The organism is Nostoc sp. (assembly GCF_036917655.1).
Lineage (GTDB): Bacteria > Cyanobacteriota > Cyanobacteriia > Cyanobacteriales > Nostocaceae > Nostoc.
Genome location: NZ_JBALCY010000037.1, coordinates 1 through 22502, shown reverse-complemented (window position 1 = coordinate 22502; position 22502 = coordinate 1). Strand labels below are relative to the sequence as shown.

Below are 22502 nucleotides of genomic sequence, written 5' to 3'. Positions count from 1 at the left end.
TAATCCCAACACCAACAACTCCTGTAATCCCAACACCAACAACTCCTGTAATCCCAACACCAACAACTCCTGTAATCCCAACACCAACAACTCCTGTAATCCCAACACCAACAACTCCTCTAATCCCAACACCGACAACTCCTGTAATCCCAACACCAACAACTCCTGTAATCCCAACACCAACAACTCCTGTAGTCCCAACACCAACAACTCCTGTAGTCCCAACACCAGTAATACCAACCACATAAACGTAAATTTATACCCAATGCCAAAGGCAGAACTATAACAAGTGTTAACTTCTGCCTCTACAGCCACCAAAGCAAAAAGTGATATTCCCTACGATCTGATAGCAACTGCTAACGCTAGATTAAATCAAGGACAGGACTTACACAGGGTTTACCGGATATCCTTATATAGTTCAATCAGATTCTGTGTGTAAGTTCCCAGGAATTCACTTGTTGCTAAAGAGAACATAAATTTATGACTTTTGATTACGACCTGTTTGTAATTGGTGCTGGTTCTGGAGGTTTGGCGGCTTCCAAACGGGCGGCTAGCTTTGGCGCAAAAGTGGCGATCGCTGAATATGATTTAGTTGGTGGCACTTGTGTGATTCGCGGTTGCGTTCCCAAAAAACTCATGGTCTATGGCTCTCATTTTCCCGCACTGTTGAGTGACGCTTCAGGCTATGGCTGGAAAGTGGGTAATGCAGAGTTGGACTGGGAATATTTCATTACATCTATAGATAAGGAAGTTCGGCGACTGTCGCAACTACATATAAACTTTTTAGAAAAAGCGGGAGTGGAACTAATTCCTTGTCGCGCCACGTTGGTAGATCCCCACACCGTAGAAGTTGATGGACGTAAAGTTACAGCAGACAAAATTTTAATTGCTGTTGGAGGGCGTCCTGTCAAGCCAGATTTACCAGGTATGGAATATGGCATTACCTCCGACGAAATCTTTCATCTAAAAGAACAACCGAAACACATCGTTATTATTGGTGCTGGTTATATTGGCACGGAATTTGCCTGTATCATGCGCGGTTTAGGTTCTGAGGTGACACAAATTACCAGAGGTGAAAAGATTTTGAAGGGGTTTGATGAGGATGTCCGTATAGAAATCGAAGAGGGAATGACAAACCACGGAATTCGGCTGATTAAGAATAATGTGGTAAAAACAGTTGAAGGTGTGCCAGAAAGGTTGAAACTGACTTTATCAGGGGACGATCAAGAACCAGTAATTGCCGATGTGTTTTTAGTAGCGATCGGTCGGTCTCCCAATATAGATGGACTAGGTTTAGAAAACGCTGGGGTTGATGTTATCGCCAGTTCTATCGAAGGGCCTGGATACCCTACCACAAGTGCGATCGCAGTCAATGAATATAGTCAAACTAGTCAACCGAATATATTTGCTGTTGGCGATGTCACTGACCGAATTAATTTAACTCCTGTAGCCATTGGCGAAGGTCGTGCCTTTGCCGATACTGAATTTGGGAATAACCGCCGCGAATTCAGTCACGAAACTGTACCCACAGCAATATTTTCTAACCCAGAAGCCGCTACAGTCGGCTGGACAGAAGCCGAAGCACGCGAGAAATTTGGTGATGCTGTAACAATTTATCGCACTCGCTTCCGCCCCATGTACCATAGTTTAACTGGTAAGCAAGAGAAGACAATGATGAAGTTGGTGGTTGATAGCAACACCGACAAAGTGCTAGGCGCTCACATGGTAGGTGAAAATGCCGCTGAAATCATTCAAGGTGTGGCGATCGCTGTGAAGATGGGCGCAACTAAAAAAGACTTTGACGCCACTGTGGGTATCCATCCCTCAGCCGCAGAGGAATTTGTCACAATGCGGTAATAAGAGTTATGAGTTATGAGTTTAAGAAAGAAACTCATAACTTAAAACTTAAAATTCCTAACTCCTGTACAGACGCGATTAATCGCGTCTCTCCTCACTCCTAACTATTTACAGCCTTGCACTACATATATCTTCACGGCTTTGCTTCCAGCCCTAATTCTGCCAAGGCGCGGCATATAAGCGATCGCTTTGCCCAAATTCAGACAAAGCTGAAAATTCCCGACTTGAATGCTGGTGATTTTTCACAGTTGACAATCACTCGTCAGCTAACTCAAGTTGCCGCAGAATTTCCTGATCATCCTATACCAGTAACACTCATTGGCTCAAGCTTGGGCGGTTTGACTGCTGCCCACTTGGGACAGCAAAATTTACAAGTTCAACGTTTAGTTTTGCTAGCACCAGCTTTTGGGTTTTTATCCCATTGGTTGCCCAAGCTAGGGGATGAGCAAATACAGCGTTGGCAACAGGAAAAATCTCTGATGATTTACCACTATGGGGAGCAGCGATGTCTAACGACAAGCCGCTTTGCGTCTACGCTTCCTTTAAGTTACGATTTCGTTACAGATGCTGCCCAATACCAAGAAAAGCTTTTGCAACGTCCTATCCCCACGCTGATTTTGCATGGTAAAAAGGATGAAGTCATTCCTATCGAAGCTAGTCGTGACTTTGCGCGTTCGCGTGCTTGGGTGGAGTTAGTCGAACTCGACAGTGACCACGCCTTGGGTAATGTTATGGAAGAAATTTGGCAGGGAATTCGTCTGTTTTGCCAATTACCTTAAAGTTGTAAAATATTAAACTCAGACCTAACCTAATATTTTTCAGTAAGTACTACTTAACTCGTAGATCCAAGGAGGCTATATTCACCCACTATCAAGGATGGTTAAGGGAAAATAAGTCTTTTGTGAACAGTATTGATTTAAAATCCAAAATCTAAAATCTAAAATTGATATGCTTCCCTTCATTCGGTCAGATTTAGCCCAATTTACCGCGTACAAACCTCACCCCAGCAGCGATACAGCCGCATCTGTCCCCACACAGTTTGATCGGCTGGATACAAATGAAAGCCCCTATGATTTACCACCTGAGTTAAAAGAGAAGCTGGCCTGGACGTATCAGCAAGTAATTGAAACAAATCGTTATCCAGATGGCGGACATGAAACACTTAAAGATGTGATCGCTGAGTACGTCAATGAGTCAGCCGGCCTCTCACTATCCAATACTGCTGCCAATATTTCTGTTGGCAATGGTTCAGATGAGTTGATCCGCTCCTTATTAATCGCCACATGTTTAGGAGGAGAAGGTTCAATTCTAGTTGCCAATCCCACTTTCTCTATGTACGGAATTCTGGCCCAAACTTTGGGTATTCCTGTAGTGGCGGTGGGTAGAAATGAAACAAATTTTGAAATTGACATCAGCGCCGCACAGTCTGCGATCGAAAAAACTCAAAATCCCCCCATTCGCGTAGTTTTTGTAGTGCATCCTAATTCGCCGACTGCCAATAGTTTAACTGCGGCAGAGTTGGCATGGTTAAGAAGTTTGAGCGAACATATTTTGGTAGTAATTGATGAAGCTTACTTTGAATTCAGCCAAACTACCCTAGTAGACGAATTATCACAGCGTCCCAATTGGGTAATATTACGCACTTTTTCTAAAGCCTTTCGATTGGCAGCTCTCCGTGTTGGCTATTGCATCGCTCATCCCGAAGCGATCGCCATTTTAGAAAAAGTTCGCTTACCTTACAATCTCCCTAGCTTTTCCATAGCAGCAGCATTAGTTGCTTTACAAAACCGCACCCTCTTGCTAGAGTCAATTCCTCAAACCCTGAGTGAACGAGCCAAACTCATCGAAATTTTATCCCAGCAACCAGAACTACAAATTACTGCAAGTGCTGCTAACTTTATTTACCTACGTCTTAAACCAAATGGCTTTAATTCAGAAGATACTGCGTTAAAAACTTTCCACCAAAAACTTAGAGCACTCGGCACCCTTGTGCGACACATTAGCGGAGGATTGCGAATTACTGTCGGGACAATAGAGGAAAACGCCCGCACCGTTAATCGAGTCCAAGCTGCTTTGGCAAATTTGGAATTTTAGCAATTCACTCAGTAATTAAATCGGCTGTCTATCTCACTGCCCAAACGGCGTACTATTCCCACTGTTTGTGGCAGCACACCTACTAAAAGAGCAAAAGCAACATCCGGCAGAAGAGCCACTATTTCTGGTGGAAAGTATTGTTCAAATTGATCGAGAATTTTTTGAACTCGCTGTGCAGGTACTGGGTTTTCTGTAATTTGTTTGATCAATCTGATCCACTGTCGCCTAATCAAGTAAGCCTTCTGGCGTTCTTCATTAGATTCAGGAGTTAATAAGGACAGATTACCTATGGGCAATGCCCTTTGGCAATCACAATCATAATCCCCACCCACAGCAGCCCCAGGTCCAGCAAACTCTGCATGGTAGCGTTTAAAGAGGATTAATCCATTTCGTCTACGACTATTGACGATGAAAACTTCTCCACTGTGTAAACGTGTAAGGATATCCGAGCTTTGCGATTGCTCAGTTCCATCTGGCATGACAAGAGAGTCAAGGAAACTAGTTTCAGGGTAATAAGTTGATACCATAGAGGTCTGATAGCGCCGATGCTGTTCGCTATCCATGTTTTTTAAACTTTCAACGAATTTGGTAGTAGTATGCACTTCAAGACGGAATTAACTGTTATGTCAAATCAGGTTTTTGAATTCTTTTATTATCAAGAGTCTTTTGGTAAATTTAACTTAGATAAAAATAAATAGGCATTGTTTAGTAATTGAGTGATCATATTTTATGAGATATAACTAGATTTGTCTTCAAATTCGCAGAGTGTTTTCTTAAAGTTTTTATAAAGATGAATATCTTAATTACAAAGTTATTATGAGGCTTCCTGATTTTCTAAGGTAATTGTACAGTTATTCCAGCATAATTCATTTATTTATCTATCTAATAAAATACTCTAAAATAGCTTTTTTTCATTACAAATAATCACAAAGAAAAAATACGAAATGTAACACTTAATCATTATAAGAGAACTTTGGAAAAGTTCTACTTTTCTTAATATGATGAATAGGAATATCTGTAAAAAGTCTAAATGAAATCTCCTTAGACGAATTATCGAAAGCTATATGCATCTAGCTAAATAGTTAGACTTAGCTAATCTTGGCAGAGTTTTAATTAGGTTAGTTTGTGCTTTGATTATCGATATTGGTGATAGATTTTCTCCAAACTAATTACAACATCAAAATTCACAATTACTAAAATAAAATTCAAATAGTGGAATCAGCATTCAGGTGCTTGTGCAAGAACATCTGGCTTGAGCGTCCTAGTAAAAATGTATTCCAATTCGATTCCACTTTATGCACGCGATATCCCACCTTGAAATAAAGTTGCCTTGCCTGATGGTTATTTTCCAAAACGTGAAGATATAAGTCTTGAAATCCCCACTCGCGAGAGACTTTTTCACAGTTAGTCAGTAACGATGAAGCCACACCATGTCTACGGTATTTTGGGTGAACCGCTAAATTAGATAAGTAAGGAAAACCCATAGCAGCCTGGCTCCACGAATCACTGTAACGTACACCCAGTTCCACACTTCCCACTAAGTTATTAGCCGCACCACTAGTAGCTTCAAAGGCGACTAAACAAACATGACGCGGTGGAGGTGATGCCATCCGATGCCTTAAGTCTTCGTAAATACCCAGACGTAGCAATGGAAAAGCCCATCCCCACATACCCTTTTGGGAGTGAAAGCTTTCAGCAATAATTTGAGAAACACCGATCAAATCAGCAGGTGTAGCTGTACGAATTTGGAATTGGCAGCAAGCTGGATCGATTGGCTGTTCCTGGTATGGATGAAAAAACCGATATTTCAAGGCTAGTTTACTATTGATTTTATTCAACGAAAATTTTCTCAAATATCCTCAAACACCATTTAAACTGAATAAAAACTTTATATCTACCTAGAATATTGAACTGACCTAAGATTGCTAATTCGCTTTTGCTTATACAGCATACAAAGTTTTACACTTTAGTTTGGGGCTTTATAGACTGTATTTTTGAAAGAGTCTTAGAAGTTACAGCTTCATAAATCTACAATCTTAAGTTCAGTAAGTTCAGGTGCATCCTTTGCTTTAGGTAGGAAGGATATCAGTCTATTTACCACAAAAACATCTGTAAAGTCGTACAGATTTAGGTGAATGGGTAGATAAATAGCATAACCTGCCCGTAGGCATAACCTACAAAATTGTTAAGTAAGTACACTACCGACAAACTCTGGTTGGAAACCACCTTTGGTTGCAGTACTGAACTTGTTTATGCAGTTGCCGCCTACACTAAGAGAACTTTGCTACTAAGTTATAGGAACAGGCTGTACAGCTACTGGGGAAGAATCTGCAAGGTTCCTAATCCCTAACTTCTTAACCACTACCACTTGTCTTAATGATAGTTCTGATTGCTAAATTAGAAGGAGGTATTTGTCTAATAGTATACTTTGGCTTTAAATCTTATTGTTTTAATATTTCTGACTCTACCATGACTACCATAAATAAAATTTACCTGCAAGTGTTAGTACAACTGCTGCGGAGGGAAAACTTAATATGCAGCTTCATCTGGATTCTTCAGCTAGCTATGAGCGCTGTATGTAGTATCAGACATTACTCACAGGAGGTGAAGGAAAATTTGGCAAGCAAGCATCGACTCTGTAACACTAAAACTGATTATGAAAGCAATTACACTGCACCAAAGCAAACGGTAATGAGCACAAGCCATTGAGACGAATTACTGTGAGTAAACGCTCCTACACTCAGCAGTCATGTAGCCAAACAGCCTTATTGGTCGAAATGCTCTGCTCTTACCTGACTCAGAAAAATCCTTACCTGATCAGATTATTCTTTATCCGACTGCGGTTGCAGCAGGAAAGCGGTGCATGAAATCCCAAGCAAACAGTAAGCCTAAAATTTTGGTTGTCGATGATGAGCCAGACAACCTTGACTTGCTTTACCGCACCTTCTATCGCGACTATAAGGTGCTAAGGGCAACCTCTGGCCCTGCGGCTCTAGATCTGCTGGCTCAAGAGGGAGAGGTCGCGGTGATCATCTCCGATCAGCGGATGCCGATGATGAGCGGTACAGAATTTTTGAGCCAGACAGCAACTAAATATCCAGATATTATCCGGATTATTTTAACTGGCTACACGGATGTCGAAGACCTGGTGGAAGCAATCAACGCTGGTAAAGTGTTTAAATATGTCACTAAACCGTGGGAAGCTGAGGAACTCAAAGCAGTGGTACGCCAAGCTTTGGATACTCACAATGTCCTCAAAGCCCGCACCCGCGAACTTACGCGCACACTCCGACAAGAATCGCTGCTTAATACCGTCACAAATACAATTCGCAGTGCTTTAGACTACAGACAAATTTTGCAGGCAATTGTAGATACAGTAGGCCACATGTTGGAGGTGGATGTCTGTCTGTTGCGTCCCTTTCAAGATGAGCAGTTGACGGATAAAGGATTCATTTATCAGAAAGCTCTTTCTCAAGAAGCAGGGGAACACATACCAGCAGAGGTGCAGACAAATAATTCTTCTGCTGTGCCCCTCTCACCCTCTACCCCTCTGCCTATTTTGGCTCAGACGGTGTGGGAAACTCGCGAAGTCCAGGTGATTCACGATGTAATAGATGATGAGCGCATTTACGGTAATACTCCCGAACTGCGCCAACGTGGGGAAGCTTTTGCTGCTGCCAACATTTGTTCTAGTTTAGTTGTGCCATTGATCTGCCAACAAGAACTGATGGCAGTGCTGGCACTGCACCAGTGTTCTCTGCCTCGCTTCTGGGGGGATGATGAGGTGCAGCTAGTGTTGATGGTAGCGGATCAGGCGGCTTTAGCTTTGTCTCAAGCTTATGCTTACGAACAAGTACGTGCTCTTGCCAAGCGAGAAGCTCTAATTAATACGATTACTAGCGCGATTCGCTCTAGCTTAGACCCCCAAGATATCTTTGCGGCTATCACCCAGCAATTGGGACAAGCTTTACAAGTCGATGGCTGTGTCTTGTCTTTGTGGACAGAGGAAGATGAGTTTGTCGAGTGTGTGGGCTTGTATGACAGTTTTCAACATCCAAAAAACTCGCATAGGCACAGCCCACCGGAGGCATCGCCAGCCCCAGACAAAAATTTCAGTAACAATAATAACCTATTAACACAGAGATTACCTTATTCTCATGCATCTATACAGGAGAATCCAATCCTCCAACAAATGCTACAGACACATGAACCAGTGGTAATTGGTAATGTGGGTCGTTCTCACTCTGAAGTGCAGGGTTTTGATTTGCCTTTAAAAATGCCAGCGCGATCGCTAATGTTTGTACCATTATTGGCTGATGGTAAATGTATCGGCAATATTACCCTACATGAAGGCAACAAACTCCGCAGATGGCTGTCATCTGATATTGATTTGGCTAAAGCAGTAGCAGCTCAAGCAGCGATCGCTGTGCAACAGTCACACTTGTATCAAAAAACTCGCCAACAAGCTGAACGCTTACTGGAATTAGACAAACAAAAAACCGAATTTTTCCAAAATATCTCCCATGAGTTTCGCACTCCTATCACCTTGATTCAAGGGCCTTTAGAGTCGGCCGTGGCGGCTGGTGAGGGATTATCTTACTCCCAAAGTGCGATCGCCTTGCGTAACTCCCGTCGCCTGCTGCGACTGGTAAATCAATTGCTGGATCTACAACGCCTGGATGCGGGGAGAATGCAGCCTAATTTCCGCCCTTGCGATCTAGTCGAATTTGTCAGCCAAATTGTAGAGTCTTTTCGCCCCTACTGTGAGAAAAAAGGACTGCATCTCACTACCCAGTTAGATGAATGTTCTACGGTGTACTTGGATATGGAAAAATTTGACAAGGTGGTTTACAACCTGCTGTCAAATGCCATGAAGTTTACTCCTGAAGGTGGCACGATCAGTATCAGACTAAAATCTGATACTGATCGTTGCATATTGCAAGTACAAGACACTGGAATTGGCATTATTAAAGAACAAATTCCCCACCTATTTGAGCGCTTCCGCCAAGCTGAAGGTTCAGCAAACCGCTCCTATGAAGGCAGTGGTTTGGGTTTAGCTTTAGTTAAAGAATTGGTAGAATTACATGGTGGTCAAGTCACTGTAGAATCAGTTTACGGCGAAGGCACCACCTTTAGTTTATGGCTTGTTACTGGAAATACTCATTTACCCGCACAGCAAGTACTAGAAACGCCTGCCGAACTAAATACGAGCCGCGCTAGCGTAGAATTGGCTGATTTAGAACTGGTAGAGTCAACAATAGACAATATTGAAGATATTACAAGAAACTTCTCCCCCAGTATTGATACTAAAGACTCAGCACTTAAGACTCAGCACTCAATTTTAGTTGTAGATGACAACCCGGATTTGCGAACCTATGTATCTGAAATTTTCCGCCGCAACGGCTATCATGTGCAGACGGCTCGTAACGGTCATGAAGGGCACAATATAGCTAAGGAAATTATACCCAGCTTGATTGTGACTGACTTAATGATGCCCTTGGTCAGCGGACTTGAGATGATTCAGATGATCCGCAATGAGGAGAAGCTGAAAGGAACACCAATTATTCTGCTGACAGCGAAAGTAGACGAGGAAACCCGCATCGAAGGTACAGAACATGGGGCGGATGCTTATTTAGCAAAACCATTCAATGACCGGGAACTTTTGGCGGAAGTTCGGAATCTTTTAGCATTGAAGGAAAATGAACGACGAATCGTGGAGTTAAATACTTATCTAACAGAATCGGTGCTAAAGCGGTTTTTGCCGGCTGTGTTGGTGCAAAAAGCCGCAACCGGAGATTTAACGTTAGATTTGCGCCCAGAACCACGCTTAATTACAGTTTTGTTTAGCGACATCGTGGGTTTTACACAGCTAGCAAATACTCTCAGATCCCGGCGAGTGGCAGAGTTGCTAAATGAATATTTAGCAGCCATGACCAAAGTTGTCTTTGGCAATGGCGGCACTGTAGATAAATTTATGGGAGATGCTATCTTAGCTTTATACGGAGCGCCAGAAGAACTAACCCCTAATGAACAGGTGCGTCGTGCTATCAATACAGCAAGAGCAATGCACCGCTCACTGGCTGACTTGAACCAGCGCTGGCGAGAGCAAGGTGTATTCGATGGCGACAAACTTACTAGCGTCCAGTTCCGGTGCGGTATCCACCAAGGTACTGCTGTTGTGGGGATGTTTGGTAGCGCTGAACGTGCCGATTATACTGCCATTGGCCCAAGTGTGAATATTGCTGCAAGGTTGCAAGCTGCTGCTGTTCCTGGTACTATCCTGGTTTCTGCTGCCGTGGCAGATTATTTGCAGGAAGAAGAAATTACTAAAGGTAGTCCGCTAGAACTTAAAGGAGTAGATGAAACAGTTTTGACGTTTGCTGTTACACCAGAGGTAATGGTTAATCGCTAAAATTTAGACTGGTATTTTAAAGCATTAGCAATGAGTAAGAGTGCCTAATCATATCCAGTTTCTATAATATGACACCATCGGTTGCAGACAAAACTCCAATTCCAGCCAAGGTCTGGAGACGACATACTGACCCACCAGGTTTGTGGATTTCTGTCGTTATAGGTTCAGTCTCTCTGCACTTGCTGGCGTTCTGGCTGATGCGCTCATCTAATGCATTTAGTCTGTGGTTTCCCCAGCAAAGTCAATCTGTTGTTCCCATTGAATTGATAGACATTGCTCCCAAAACAAAATCAATAACCAAATCAAAATCAACAGCCAAAACGGTTTCGCCAAAGCCACTATCCGCAACTCAAAAGTCTGTACTAGCACGTTCACCACAAACAGCACGAACTACGCCCAGAAACCAAGATTTTGGGGCAATAAATTCTGCTGATAATCTCCAACAAAAGAGCCGAACTTACGCCTCTCAACCTAATAGTAAACTCTTTAGACAACAGAGAGTTCCTACAGCCACACCAAAACCGACAGTTACACCGAAACCTATAGCCACATCAAAACCTACAGTTACACCGAAACCTACAGCCACATCGAAACCTACAGTTACACCGAAACCTATAGCCACACCAACACCTAGAGTTCTAGTCGGTAATCTACCTTGGAACCGCCGTCAAGAAATCAAAATGGGAAAGGGAACGCCACTACCAACAGGTATTCCATCAAATCCACCAGTTTCGGAAGCTGAAAATAGAGAAACTCCACGCACTCCAACTAGGGAAACTCCACGCACTCCAACTAGAGAAACTCCATCAACTCCAACTAGGGAAACTCCACGCACTCCAACTAGAGAAACTCCACGCACTCCAACTAGAGAAACTCCATCAACTCCAACTAGGGAAACTCCATCAACTCCAACTAGGGAAACTCCATCAACTCCAACTAGGGAAACTCCACCAACTCCTACTGAGGGGGCATCGGTAGCAATAGTAGCTCCTTTGCTTAGAGAGCAAGTGAGTAACTTGATACAATCAGGAAGATTACGACAAGATGCTTTACCCGATGTTATTGCTTTATACAAGGGAAGCAACACAAAACAAGTGGACTCAAGTTTTCTGCCCCGCGATTCCGAAGTTAAACCTGCACAGATCCTTGCTAGCTTGGTAATTGATCGCAATGGCAACTTTCAACAGGCTCTAGTTATAGAAATAGAACCAGCAACACTACAAAGTGAAAAAAGCACATATGAGCGAGTTCTCAATGATGTTTTCAAAACAGAAAACTTTCTTCCCGCTCATAACAACGATGGAACAAAACCAGGTTTGAGCAATTTGTTTGTACGTATCAAAATCCAATCTGCCAATTCAAAATAAATGCTTGAATTTTTGCAAAACCTGTGTTATATTTATTAGATTGGAAAAGCGCGGGCGTAGTTTAGTGGTAAAACTATAGCCTTCCAAGCTATTAATGCGGGTTCGATTCCCGCCGCCCGCTTAAAATAAAAAGCCCTGAAATGCACTAGTGCAAGAAGGAGGTCTGGCTTGGTAAAATAAGCAGTTAAAAATTAACTGTTTAGATCATGGAATGCCTACTATATAGTAGTCATCATAAAATCTACAAGTACGGAAGAAATAGCAAGGCAAGCCAACACTAGTACTGCGCTATGTGTCGCTCTATTATGGAGTGAATATCTTGCCCGCCCAGTCGTCAATGCAAGTCTGATGTTAAATAGCTTAATTATTGCTTTTCTTGATCAAGAAACAGCCATAATTGCTCAAGCGATGCCTGCGGCGGGCTACGCCTACGCCAGCTTTGGCGAACAAATAAAAAAACTAGAGGAATATCGCACAGCTTTAATTTCCGAGTATTCCTCATTGCTCTAACATCAACAATGTGTAATATTTATCCAAATCTGCCGCTAACGTAATCTCTGGTGTCTTGCTGCTGAGGATTGTTGAAAATTACTTCTGTTGCGTCGTACTCTACCATGTAGCCGTTACGACCACCTGTCTCTGTAGTTTTAACATTAAAAAAGGCTGTCTTATCAGAAACCCGCGCTGCTTGCTGCATATTATGGGTGACGATAACGATGGTATATTGCTCTTTAAGTTGGTGAATTAGTTCTTCAACCCGCAAGGTAGAAATAGGGTCGAGGGCGGAGCAAGGTTCATCCATTAATATAATTTCAGGTTGGACTGCGATCGCACGAGCAATACATAACCGCTGTTGTTGTCCACCAGATAAAGATGAGCCACTTTGTCGCAGTTTATCTTTGACTTCTTCCCATAAAGCCGCTTGTCGCAAACTCCGTTCTACCAATTCATCCATATTACCTTTGTAACCGTTGATTTTGGCTCCAAAAGCAATATTGTCATAAATGGATTTTGGAAACGGGTTTGGTCTTTGAAACACCATCCCAATCCGACGACGCACTTCTACAGGATCAATGTCGGATGCATACAAGTTTTTATCGTAAAAAAGTATTTTACCTTCTGCCCGAAATGACTCTATCAAGTCATTGAGGCGGTTATAGCATCGCAACAACGTACTTTTACCACAACCAGAAGGGCCGATAAAGGCTGTCACCTGATTTTTCGGTATATCTAGCCAAATATTCTGCAAGGCTAAAAATTTGCCGTAGTAAACATTGAGGTTTTCGGTGCGTAAAACGGTTTGAGTATCATTCACTGTGCTAATATTGGTAGCCATAAATTAAGTGCAGTATTAGTTTTAGCGATCCAAATTCGCTATGTATTTGATTAAGCTTTTTTGCGAGTTGCCCAGCGAGCGATGATACTTGTGATCAGAACCATTAATACCAATATCAAAGATGCTGCCCAAGCTAGTGATTGCCAATTTTTAAACGGAGAAATGGCATATTTGTAAACCAAAACAGCAAGGGAAGCTGTTGGTTGGAATAAGCTATCGGGCCAAAAGTTGGAAAACAAAGCGGTGAACAGTAGGGGTGCAGTTTCTCCAGATGCTCTGGCGATCGCTAGCGTTGCTCCAGTTACAATTGCTGGTAAAGCTGCTGGTAAGACTACTTGACTGACTGTTTGAAAGTTAGTCGCTCCTAACCCTACAGATGCTTGTCGTAAATCTTGCGATACTAACTGCAAGGCTTCATCAGTAGTTCGCAGAATAATTGGCAACATCAAAATTGCCAATGCAAACCCTCCACCCAGAGCGGAATATGATCCTAAGTTCAATTTTACCAGTGTCAAAACTACAATGCCATAGGCAAATACCCCAGCAATAATTGAGGGAACTCCACTCAGGACATTAGCAGCAAAACGTACCCATCTGGCCACTTTCGCCGAACTAAATTCCGTGATGTAAATCGCCCCCAAAACTCCGAAGGGGATGCTAATCAAGGCAGCAATTCCTACCATCAGCAGCGTGCCTAAAATTGCATTACCAAAGCCTCCTCCCTTTTGTAGAGCTTTGGGTGGCAGTTCCACAAACACGGCCAGATTCAGACTGCTAAAGCCTTTAATAATCACGTAAGAAAGCACTGCTAGCAAAGGTAAAAGCGCCAATACTCCGCAGGTAAATGCGACTACGGTCATCACTGTATTAAACAGTGTTCTCTGAGAGGTGGGAGAGCGAGTTAAACTGCGCTCTGGAAAACTAGAAGTCATAATTTAACCCAAAACTAAGCTATATTCGCTTGACTCTAATAACGATCAACTCTGCCAGAATATTGACTACCAGAGTCAAGAAAAATAGAACTAAAGCAGCATACATTAAAGCCGCAACTTGCAAACCACTAGCTTCTGAGAATTGATTTGCCAGTAAAGAAGAAATCGTATTGGCTGGTGCTAAAAGAGAGATACTGATGTTGTTGGAGTTCCCAATTAACATCGTTACAGCCATTGTTTCTCCCATTGCCCGGCCGAGTCCCAGCATCACAGCACTAACTATGCCCGAAAAGGCTGCTGGGATGAGAATTTGCAAAATCGTTTCCCAGCGCGTTGCTCCTAGTCCTACAGAGGCTTGGCGCAAACTGGGGGGTACAGAAATCAAGGCATCGCGGGATAAGGCTGTGATGATGGGCAAAGTCATAATCGCTAATATGACTCCCGCCGGCAACATTCCTGGCCCTGTAGGAGAAGTGCTAAAAAATGGCAGCCAGCCAAAGTAACTATTGAGCCATTTTCCCAAGCTGGTTAAGATTGGCACCAAAACAAAAATACCCCACACGCCGTAGACAACGCTGGGAATAGCTGCCAGCAGTTCTACTGCGAAAACCAGTACCAGCTTCACTTTAGCGGGCAAAAAATCCTCACTCAATACAACAGCAGTACCAACCCCAATTGGTACTGCTATCAGTAGACCAATAAAAGAACTCAAGAGAGTTCCATAAATTTGAGGTAGTACCCCGTAGCTATCATTAACTGGGTTCCAAGTGGTGTTGGCTAAAAAGCTGACACCAAACTTTTGGATGGCAGGCCAAGCGCCAATTGCAACCTGCGACCCGATCCATAATAAAGTGGCAGCAACCCCAAAGGCGAAAATTTTAGTCAGCCAAATAAAACCCTGATCTAGGGACTTTTCTGCGCCAGAGCGATTTTTTATCGCTGATGACAGATTTTGAGAATTTGTAGTCATGAATACCGACTTTAACAATTAAATCAGAGAAAAATTTGGGAGGCAAGCAGATTAGTAAAATTGTCGCCTCATCATCTATTTAAAGTGATACATTTAGTAACTCCGTGTTCCAAGTTACTATTGATTAGGTGTGTTTGATGCTTACTTGTTAGCGCTAGTAGCACTGCCAACAGAAATTTTATAATCTGGACTGATTTGATCGGCAGCAACAGCCACCTTTGTGATCACGTTTTGGGGTAGAGGAACATACCCTAGTGCAGTAGCCTGCTTCTGACCCTCAGTTAAAGCGTATTCGATCGCAGCTTCCATTGCCTTAGCTTTTGCCGCATTGGGATATTTTTTGTAAGCCAAAATCCAGGTGTAAGTGACGATAGGATAGGAATCAGCCCCTTCTGGATCGGAAATGAAGACGCGGAGATCAGGCGGTAGAGTTACTGATGCCAGAGTTTTTGAGGCTGACTCCTCACTAGGTATAATAAATTTACCGCCTTTGTTTTCCAAAGCAGCAAACTTGAGATTATTTTGTTTGGCATAGCCGTACTCGACGTAACCAATAGAACCTTGAGTTTGTTGAATTTGAGCGGTAACACCCTCATTACCCTTAGCACCAACTCCCACAGGCCAGTTGACAGTTTTGCCCTCACCAACTTTACTCTTCCACTCCGGGCTGATAGCGCTGAGGTGTTTTGTAAATACACCCGTGGTTCCGCTACCATCGGAACGATAAACAACTGTAATCGCGTCTTTAGGAAGTTTTGCTCCTGGGTTAGCCTTGGCAATTTGAGCATCATCCCAAGACTTGATTTTGCCTAGCAGAATATCGGCGTAAACGGTTCGTGGTAGCTTGAGTTCTGGAACATCTGGCAAGTTGTAACTCAGCACGATGCTACCAGCAGTCACAGGCAGTAAAATAACACCCCTATCTGGTGGTACTTTCTGGATTTCTTCATCTTTCATTGCAACATCGCTAGCACCAAAGTCTACAGTGCCTTTGATAAATTGCTCAACTCCAGCACCGCTACCAACTGATGCATAGTCAACTTGCAGATTTGGATATTTCTTGTTCAAATCCGTGAACCAGGTGTCGTACAGTGGTGCCGGAAAAGACGCACCAGCCCCGGTTAATTTTACGGTTCCGCCAAGGTCTAATTTAGCTGGGCTAGAGGCAGTAGTATCTGTAGCAGTGCCAGAAGGCGTATCCTTGGTGGCTGTATTATCTGGGGTTTGCTGTCCGCCACAAGCCGCTAGGCTGATTGTCAGTGCTAACACTGAAATTGAACCTGTGAGGCGATGAGTTTTTATTACACGAAGATGTGAGAGCATCGCTATCAATTTTTTAGTAACTTTCCAGGTGAGCGTTTCTAAGATACCCCTAAAGGACAACGATCAAGATTAACAATAGGTTAATAAAGCAAAAAATACTTGTTTTTTTTTGATGAAGAGCAAACCCTTATTTCTAGTTTTGCTTGATAAATTTTATACTCTTACTTAAACTTTAAACTACAAATAGTACCAGAGGAAGTTGGTTATACGTATTTACAAAACTTTATTGGTAGTGTAATTTCGTGGGTCAACTCATGAAAAAAGTATGAAAATAGATGAGAAAGCGTGGTAAAGCAAAAAGCTTATAAATTTGGAAGCTTATGGAAAACAGTTTCTGCTTACCAGTCGAAGCAGACCTGAAGCAAATAACTAAATAATCTCATCTAGGCAGTGAAATTATTATTAGGCAAACCAGGCTAAGAGAAACAGTAAATTGCTTATCTATAGCAGAATCGGCGGGGCGATCGCTTAAAAAAGTTGATTAAGGAAATATCTTAAGCACTTTGTCGCCAATTTAGGCAATGCTCTGAAAAATTAGTACAAATACTAAGCTCAATCATATTGATTCTACCAGATTTTCGGTCAAATACCGCAATCAGAACACGCCTCAGTCAATAAAATCAGACAATAGACACCTAAGCCGCAATTCGCAGAACTGAAAAATTACGTACCAAAAAAGCAAAATCAAATATGCTAGTTCTTAAGATGTCAGCACAAACTTCATTTCAATATTAATGTTTATACTGGTTCCTGTTGGTTTTCCCTTTTGCCTTTCCCTGGTTGCCCGATAAATGTTTGCTGCTTCCAATCAATTACTATGGTCAATGATTGGCTTACTCCTGACAATGGGTGGCACCTTCCTAGAAGCTTATGGCATCACCTTACCTTGGAGTTGGAGTAAGCACGGAATTCAGACTTTTTCTTTAGGTGTCACTTTTCAAATTGGCGCAGTACTATTAGTAGGTTGTTTAGGGGGCAAAAATGCCGGTGCGCTCTCGCAAATTGCCTATTTAGTCATGGGGTTAACCTTGTTACCAGTATTCGCGGATGGCGGCGGGATTGGTTATGTCAAGCTATCTCAGTTTGGCTATCTACTAGGCTTTATTCCTGGAGCTTGGATTTGTGGCTTGTTCGCCTTTAAAGCTAGACCTCGACTAGAAACTCTCGCCTTTAGTTGCATCTGTGGCTTGTTAACTCTCCACCTATGCGGTATTACTTATTTGATTATTAGCTATCTTTTTCAGTGGAAAGGCACAGAAAATCTACCCTTGATGCAAGCAATCCTCAGATACTCCTGGTTTGCACTACCAGGGCAACTAACTGTGGTCTGTGCAGTTACTGTAATAGCATATATATTGCGTCACTTAATGTTTTATTAGTTCATTGTCCTTTGTCCTTTGTCAAAAGCTCATGACCAATGACCAATGCCCAATGCCCAATGATCAATGACCAATGACCAATGACTAATTCACCATGCGTTTAAAAAATCGTCTTTTCTGGATCGCTGCCTTCATAGCTTTTTTCTTAGACCAAATAACAAAGTACTGGGTAGTACAAACCTTTAGCTTGGGTCAGACACTACCACTCTTACCTGGGATATTTCACTTCACCTATGTCACTAACACTGGTGCCGCTTTTAGTCTGTTAAGTGGGAAAGTAGAGTGGTTGCGTTGGCTATCTTTAGGAGTGAGTTTAGTATTGATAGCGTTGGCATTGTTTGGCGCGACGTTAAATTTGTGGGATCAGTTGGGCTATGGCTTGATTTTAGGTGGAGCTATGGGCAACGGTATTGATCGTTTTGTTTTAGGCTACGTCGTTGATTTTCTTGATTTTCGCCTGATTAATTTTGCTGTATTTAATGTGGCAGATTCATTTATTAGTATCGGTATTGTTTGCCTGTTAATTGCTTCCTTCCAAAAAACACCGACTTCAACTGGTCGGTCGCATTAAACTATTAAGCCTGGGATGATTAATCCCAGGCTATTAATTACTGAAACCCTTGCTCAGTCTTATATGCGAAGACTTTACCTATAGGGTTTCAGCGATTTTTATTTGTCACCTAACACCAGTTCGCATAACTGATGCAAGAGGTTAAGAAAGATGCACCGACGATCGCTGATGGCAAACTAGTATTCAGATTATGCCCCAGATTTTAATTTAATTGCCTGTGGTAGGAGTTTTTGGTGAACTTGGAGTACTGGGAGAGCTACCTGGTTCGGTAGTGCTGCCAGGAGCGCCAGATTCAGGTGGAGTGACGGTTCCTGGTGCAGTTGTGCTGCCAGGAGTGCCAGGTTCAGGTGGGGTAACGGTTCCTGGTGCTGGAGTTAAGTTGCTAGGAGCGCCAGGTTCAGATGGGGTAACGGTTCCTGGTGTAGTTGTGCTGCCAGGAGTGCCAGGTTCAGATGGGGTGACGGTTCCTGGTGTAGTTGTGCTGCTAGGAGCGCCAGGTTCAGGTGGTGTCATGGTTCCTGGTGCTGGAGTTAAGTTACTAGGAGCGCCAGGTTCAGATGGGGTAACGGTTCCTGGTGCTGTTGTGCTGCCAGGAGTGCCAGATCCAGGTGGTGTCATGGTTCCTGGTGCAGTTGTGCTATCTGGAGTAGTGGTGCTACTGGGAGTAGTTTCTGCTGGTACCGTAGTGCTACTAGGAATGCTACTAGGAGCGCTACTAGGAGTGCTAGGAGTGGCTGCTGTGCCACCAGAACAGCGCGAGTTGAGCGGAAAATACTCGCACAGAATTTTCATCCCTTCTGGCGACATCTTGATTTCCGTTGGTGCACTAGTGGAGTCGCTACTGGATTGGGCTATGGGGGATTTACTGGATTCGGCTACAGCAATGTTAGCGGTGAGCGCCAAAGATAGAGCTGTACCAATCATGGTCAGAGATTTTCCCATCATTCTGAAATTAACCTCAACGGAACACTCGCCCCATTAAAACAGACAATAAGATTTAGAAAATCTTCCTAAATGAAGATATTTAGGTTTGTTGCAGAATATGTGGATATGTAAAATTGGTAAAAATTAAATCTGTTGTTTGTTGATGACTAGTGTTTAAAAGTACAAAGGCAAAAATTATAGTTGTAGTTATTGAACTAGTAATAGTAGATAGAATAAGCCTTTGAGGATGGAGAAAAAATTTGTGCCTTTGTAAATAATTGACGAAAATAACAAATAAATTCTGGTTAAAAGCTAAACCTAAGTATAAATTAGATTAAAAAGTTCAGTATAGCCAATTTATGCTTTGGCTTATGAGTAAAATGATGGAAGATTAACATCTAAATTGTAATTCGCCCGATTCTTCACTAAAAACTGTGATGTGAATAGCCGATGAGTTCTCCCCAACCCCCTCACAAGCCACAAACGTTACTAGGTCAACTGACTCAAGCGGTACATACTATTCAAGCTAGGGTCGATTTTTCTAAATTGGCGCTCAAGCCTAATGCCAAAGTACCGGAACTTTGGGTGCAGGATGCGGGGGCGGATAAAGCAGAGGTATATCCACTGTTGGGCGATCGCTATATTCTAGGTCGTAGCTCCAAATCCAGCGATATTGTCATCCGTAACCCTGTTGTCAGCCAAATTCACCTGTCGCTATCGCGGAATTCTACTCAGCGCACGCCGATTTTTGTCATCAAAGACGAAAACTCCACCAATGGCATTTATCGTGGCAAGCGTCGTGTTAATTCCCTAGAACTGCGTCACGGCGATATTCTGACTCTGGGGCCCCCAGAACTCGCCGCTTCTGTGCGGTTGCAATACGTCGATCCACCAGCCTGGTATGTCAAAGCTGCAAGTTGGACAGCTTATGGTGTCGGTGGTACCAGTGCCCTGTTAGCGTTGGTGATTGGCGTCGAATGGCTGAAATTTTCAGTTAAACCTCTACCTACAGCTACACGCGCCCCAGTAGTTGTTTACGCCCGTGATGGAGCTACTCCGCTGAGAGAGCCTCGAACTACCTCTCATGTAGACATGAAGCGTTTAGAGGAATTTGGCCCTTATTTGCCTGCTGCTGTGGTGGCTTCAGAGGATAGTCGTTATTACTGGCACTTTGGGGTTGACCCTCTGGGAATTTTACGAGCCGTGTTGATCAATAGCCGCAGCGGAGATGTGCAACAAGGAGCTAGCACTGTTACCCAGCAAGTTGCCCGCAGTTTGTTCCGCGAGTATGTAGGCAGACAGGATACCCTTGGACGCAAATTGCGGGAGGCAGTTGTCGCCCTAAAACTTGAAACCTTTTACAGCAAAGATGAAATTTTGCTGATGTACTTAAATCGGGTTTTTTTGGGAGGAGATACCTCTGGCTTTGAGGATGCATCCCGATATTACTTTGAGAAGTCGGCTAAAGAATTAACTTTGGCAGAAGCAGCAACCTTGGTAGGAATTTTACCAGCCCCCAACGGCTTCGATTTTTGTGGGGATAGTCACAATAAGCTAGAAGCAGCTGAATACCGGAATCGCGTGATTAAGCGGTTGCTGGAGATGGGTAAAATTAAACCTGAGGATGCGAACCGAGCCAGACGCTCCACCGTCCAAGTTAGTCCTAAAGTCTGCGAACAGCAAGCTAAGACGATCGCTCCTTATTTTTACAGTTACGTCTTCTCTGAACTGGAATCAATCTTGGGGGAGGGAGCCGCAAAGGAAGGCAACTATATCATTGAAACCCAGCTTGATCCAGCGTTTCAGAGCCAAGCAGAAGCAGCGTTGCGGAATTCAGTCAATAATGGTGGCGCAAATTTTAATTTTTCTCAAGGGGCGATGGTCACTCTTGACTCCAGTACTGGTAGTATCCTGGCAATGGTAGGCGGCACTGATTACAAAAAAAGTCAGTTCAATCGCGCTGTTCAAGCCAAAAGACAACCAGGTTCCACCTTTAAAATCTTTACTTATACTGCTGCTATTCAACAGGGAATTCCAGAATCAAAAAGTTATTCTTGCGCCCCTTTAACTTGGCAAGGCTTTACTTACAAACCCTGTCGTGCTGGTGCTGACACTAGTTTAGATATTGCCACCGGGCTGGCTCTTTCAGAAAATCCGATTGCCCTACGAGTTGCCAGAGAAATCGGGCTGAATAAAGTGGTGGCGATGGCACAGAATTTGGGAATAAAGTCAAGCCTCGATCCAGTTCCTGGCTTGGTACTAGGTCAAAGTGTGGTCAATGTTTTGGAAATGACTGGTGCTTTTGGCTCTATTGGCAATCGTGGAGTGTGGAATCCTCCCCATGCGATTAACCGAATTTTAGATAGTGGTGATTGCCGCGATCGCAATGATATCAAAACCTGCCGTGTAATCTACTCCTTCGACCAAGATCCGGATGCCAACAAACGAGTGCTGGCAAATGGTGTCGCCGATGAAATGACTAGTTTGATGCGCGGTGTAATCACAAGAGGTACCGGTCGTAGTGCTGCCATTGGACTGGGGGAAGCTGGCAAAACTGGCACGACTGATAAAAACGTTGACTTATGGTTCATAGGTTTTATCCCCAGTCGGCGGCTTGTAACTGGTGTTTGGCTGGGAAACGACAATAATTCCCCTACATCTGGCAGCAGCGCTCAAGCAGCTCAGTTGTGGGGAAATTATATGAGGCGGGTTACAAGGTAAATTGGGCATTGGGCATGGGGCATGGGGCATGGGGCATGGGGCATGGGGCATGGGGCATGAGGATTGGGAACTATTGATCAATAAATAATCAATGGACTTTTGTGAGAAGACCTGATTTTGAGGACTTAAAAGTTTATCAACTCGCTGAAAAGCTAGCTAATGAAATCTGGCGTATTGTTCAAGGATGGGACAATTTCACTAAAGATACATTGGGCAAGCAAATTGTTCGGTCTGCTGATAGTATTTGTGCGAACATCGCAGAAGGTAGAGGTAGGTACAACGACCAAGACAATCGACGTTTTGTCAAGATTGCGAGAGGGTCTTTGTATGAAACTATCAGTTGGTTGAGGTTAGCCTACGCCAGACAGTTATTGACAAATGAACAGGTAAGCAGATTTAAACCAATTCTTGATGAACTGTTGCCTAAGTTTAATGCTTATCTAAAATCCATAGGGAATAGGGAATAGGGAATAGGGAATAGGGAATAGGGAATAGGGAATAGGAACTTAATTCTCTTCCCCATGCCCAATGCCCAATGCCCAATGCCCAATGCCCAATGCCCAATGCCCAATGCCCAATGCCCAATGCCCAATGCCCAATGCCCAATGCCCAATGC

Annotated in this window: 18 protein-coding genes and 1 tRNA gene; 12 read left to right on the top strand and 7 right to left on the bottom strand. The window is 43.3% G+C overall.

The window, feature by feature from the left end; genetic code table 11:
- A partial coding sequence (locus V7K30_RS15285) for a hypothetical protein (RefSeq protein ID WP_335000528.1) occupies window positions 1-318 on the bottom strand: 318 nt, incomplete at its 3' end.
- 162 nt (window positions 319-480) lie between these two features.
- Between V7K30_RS15285 and gor the strand changes: the two genes are divergently transcribed.
- The 3 genes from gor (at window position 481) to V7K30_RS15270 (ending at window position 3951) form a co-directional block, all read left to right on the top strand.
- Window positions 481-1857, top strand: coding sequence for a glutathione-disulfide reductase (gene gor / locus V7K30_RS15280; protein WP_335000526.1), 1377 nt, complete (start codon window positions 481-483; stop codon window positions 1855-1857).
- Window positions 1858-1973: 116 nt separating this feature from the next.
- The gene (locus V7K30_RS15275; RefSeq protein WP_335000524.1) at window positions 1974-2636 is read left to right on the top strand and encodes a YqiA/YcfP family alpha/beta fold hydrolase; all 663 of its coding nucleotides are present in this window, start codon (window positions 1974-1976) and stop codon (window positions 2634-2636) included.
- Window positions 2637-2805: 169 nt separating this feature from the next.
- Window positions 2806-3951: a histidinol-phosphate transaminase gene (locus V7K30_RS15270; RefSeq protein ID WP_335000522.1), complete on the top strand. Its 1146-nt coding sequence runs from the start codon at window positions 2806-2808 to the stop codon at window positions 3949-3951.
- Between the two features lie 8 nt (window positions 3952-3959).
- Here V7K30_RS15270 and V7K30_RS15265 read toward each other — a convergent pair whose 3' ends face one another.
- Entirely contained in the window at window positions 3960-4514 is a 555-nt protein-coding gene (locus V7K30_RS15265; protein WP_335000520.1) for a hypothetical protein, read from the bottom strand.
- 642 nt (window positions 4515-5156) lie between these two features.
- Window positions 5157-5789: a GNAT family N-acetyltransferase gene (locus V7K30_RS15260; protein WP_335000518.1), complete on the bottom strand. Its 633-nt coding sequence runs from the start codon at window positions 5787-5789 to the stop codon at window positions 5157-5159.
- 1025 nt (window positions 5790-6814) lie between these two features.
- Here V7K30_RS15260 and V7K30_RS15255 point away from each other — a divergent pair.
- The 4 genes from V7K30_RS15255 to V7K30_RS15240 all read left to right on the top strand — a co-directional run bounded on the left by V7K30_RS15255 (window position 6815) and on the right by V7K30_RS15240 (window position 12240).
- A complete protein-coding gene (locus V7K30_RS15255; protein WP_335000516.1) occupies window positions 6815-10363 on the top strand; it encodes a response regulator in 3549 nt (1182 codons plus the stop codon).
- A gap of 68 nt (window positions 10364-10431) precedes the next feature.
- Window positions 10432-11730, top strand: a complete 1299-nt coding sequence (locus V7K30_RS15250; RefSeq protein ID WP_335000514.1) for a hypothetical protein — start codon at window positions 10432-10434, stop codon at window positions 11728-11730.
- 50 nt (window positions 11731-11780) lie between these two features.
- Window positions 11781-11851 (top strand) — tRNA-Gly (locus V7K30_RS15245).
- A 227-nt stretch (window positions 11852-12078) separates the two neighbouring features.
- The gene (locus V7K30_RS15240) at window positions 12079-12240 is read left to right on the top strand and encodes a hypothetical protein (protein WP_335000512.1); all 162 of its coding nucleotides are present in this window, start codon (window positions 12079-12081) and stop codon (window positions 12238-12240) included.
- Window positions 12241-12259: 19 nt separating this feature from the next.
- Here V7K30_RS15240 and pstB read toward each other — a convergent pair whose 3' ends face one another.
- From pstB to pstS, 4 genes are all read right to left on the bottom strand, one after another.
- Entirely contained in the window at window positions 12260-13066 is an 807-nt protein-coding gene (gene pstB / locus V7K30_RS15235; protein WP_335000510.1) for a phosphate ABC transporter ATP-binding protein PstB, read from the bottom strand.
- A gap of 50 nt (window positions 13067-13116) precedes the next feature.
- Complete coding sequence (gene pstA, locus V7K30_RS15230) at window positions 13117-13998, bottom strand: phosphate ABC transporter permease PstA (protein WP_334827503.1); 882 nt, start codon at window positions 13996-13998, stop codon at window positions 13117-13119.
- 19 nt (window positions 13999-14017) lie between these two features.
- Window positions 14018-14968 (bottom strand): phosphate ABC transporter permease subunit PstC, encoded by a 951-nt coding sequence (gene pstC, locus V7K30_RS15225; RefSeq protein ID WP_335000508.1) that lies wholly within the window; start codon window positions 14966-14968, stop codon window positions 14018-14020.
- 141 nt (window positions 14969-15109) lie between these two features.
- Window positions 15110-16291 (bottom strand): phosphate ABC transporter substrate-binding protein PstS, encoded by a 1182-nt coding sequence (gene pstS, locus V7K30_RS15220; protein ID WP_335000506.1) that lies wholly within the window; start codon window positions 16289-16291, stop codon window positions 15110-15112.
- Between the two features lie 791 nt (window positions 16292-17082).
- Here pstS and V7K30_RS15215 point away from each other — a divergent pair.
- The 5 genes from V7K30_RS15215 to V7K30_RS15195 all read left to right on the top strand — a co-directional run bounded on the left by V7K30_RS15215 (window position 17083) and on the right by V7K30_RS15195 (window position 22353).
- Entirely contained in the window at window positions 17083-17670 is a 588-nt protein-coding gene (locus tag V7K30_RS15215; protein ID WP_335000504.1) for a biotin transporter BioY, read from the top strand.
- A gap of 94 nt (window positions 17671-17764) precedes the next feature.
- A complete protein-coding gene (gene lspA, locus V7K30_RS15210; protein WP_335000502.1) occupies window positions 17765-18241 on the top strand; it encodes a signal peptidase II in 477 nt (158 codons plus the stop codon).
- A gap of 217 nt (window positions 18242-18458) precedes the next feature.
- Window positions 18459-19223: a hypothetical protein gene (locus V7K30_RS15205; RefSeq protein WP_335000500.1), complete on the top strand. Its 765-nt coding sequence runs from the start codon at window positions 18459-18461 to the stop codon at window positions 19221-19223.
- A gap of 392 nt (window positions 19224-19615) precedes the next feature.
- A complete protein-coding gene (locus V7K30_RS15200; RefSeq protein ID WP_335000498.1) occupies window positions 19616-21886 on the top strand; it encodes a transglycosylase domain-containing protein in 2271 nt (756 codons plus the stop codon).
- A gap of 101 nt (window positions 21887-21987) precedes the next feature.
- Entirely contained in the window at window positions 21988-22353 is a 366-nt protein-coding gene (locus V7K30_RS15195; RefSeq protein ID WP_335000496.1) for a four helix bundle protein, read from the top strand.
- Window positions 22354-22502: the final 149 nt, after the last annotated feature.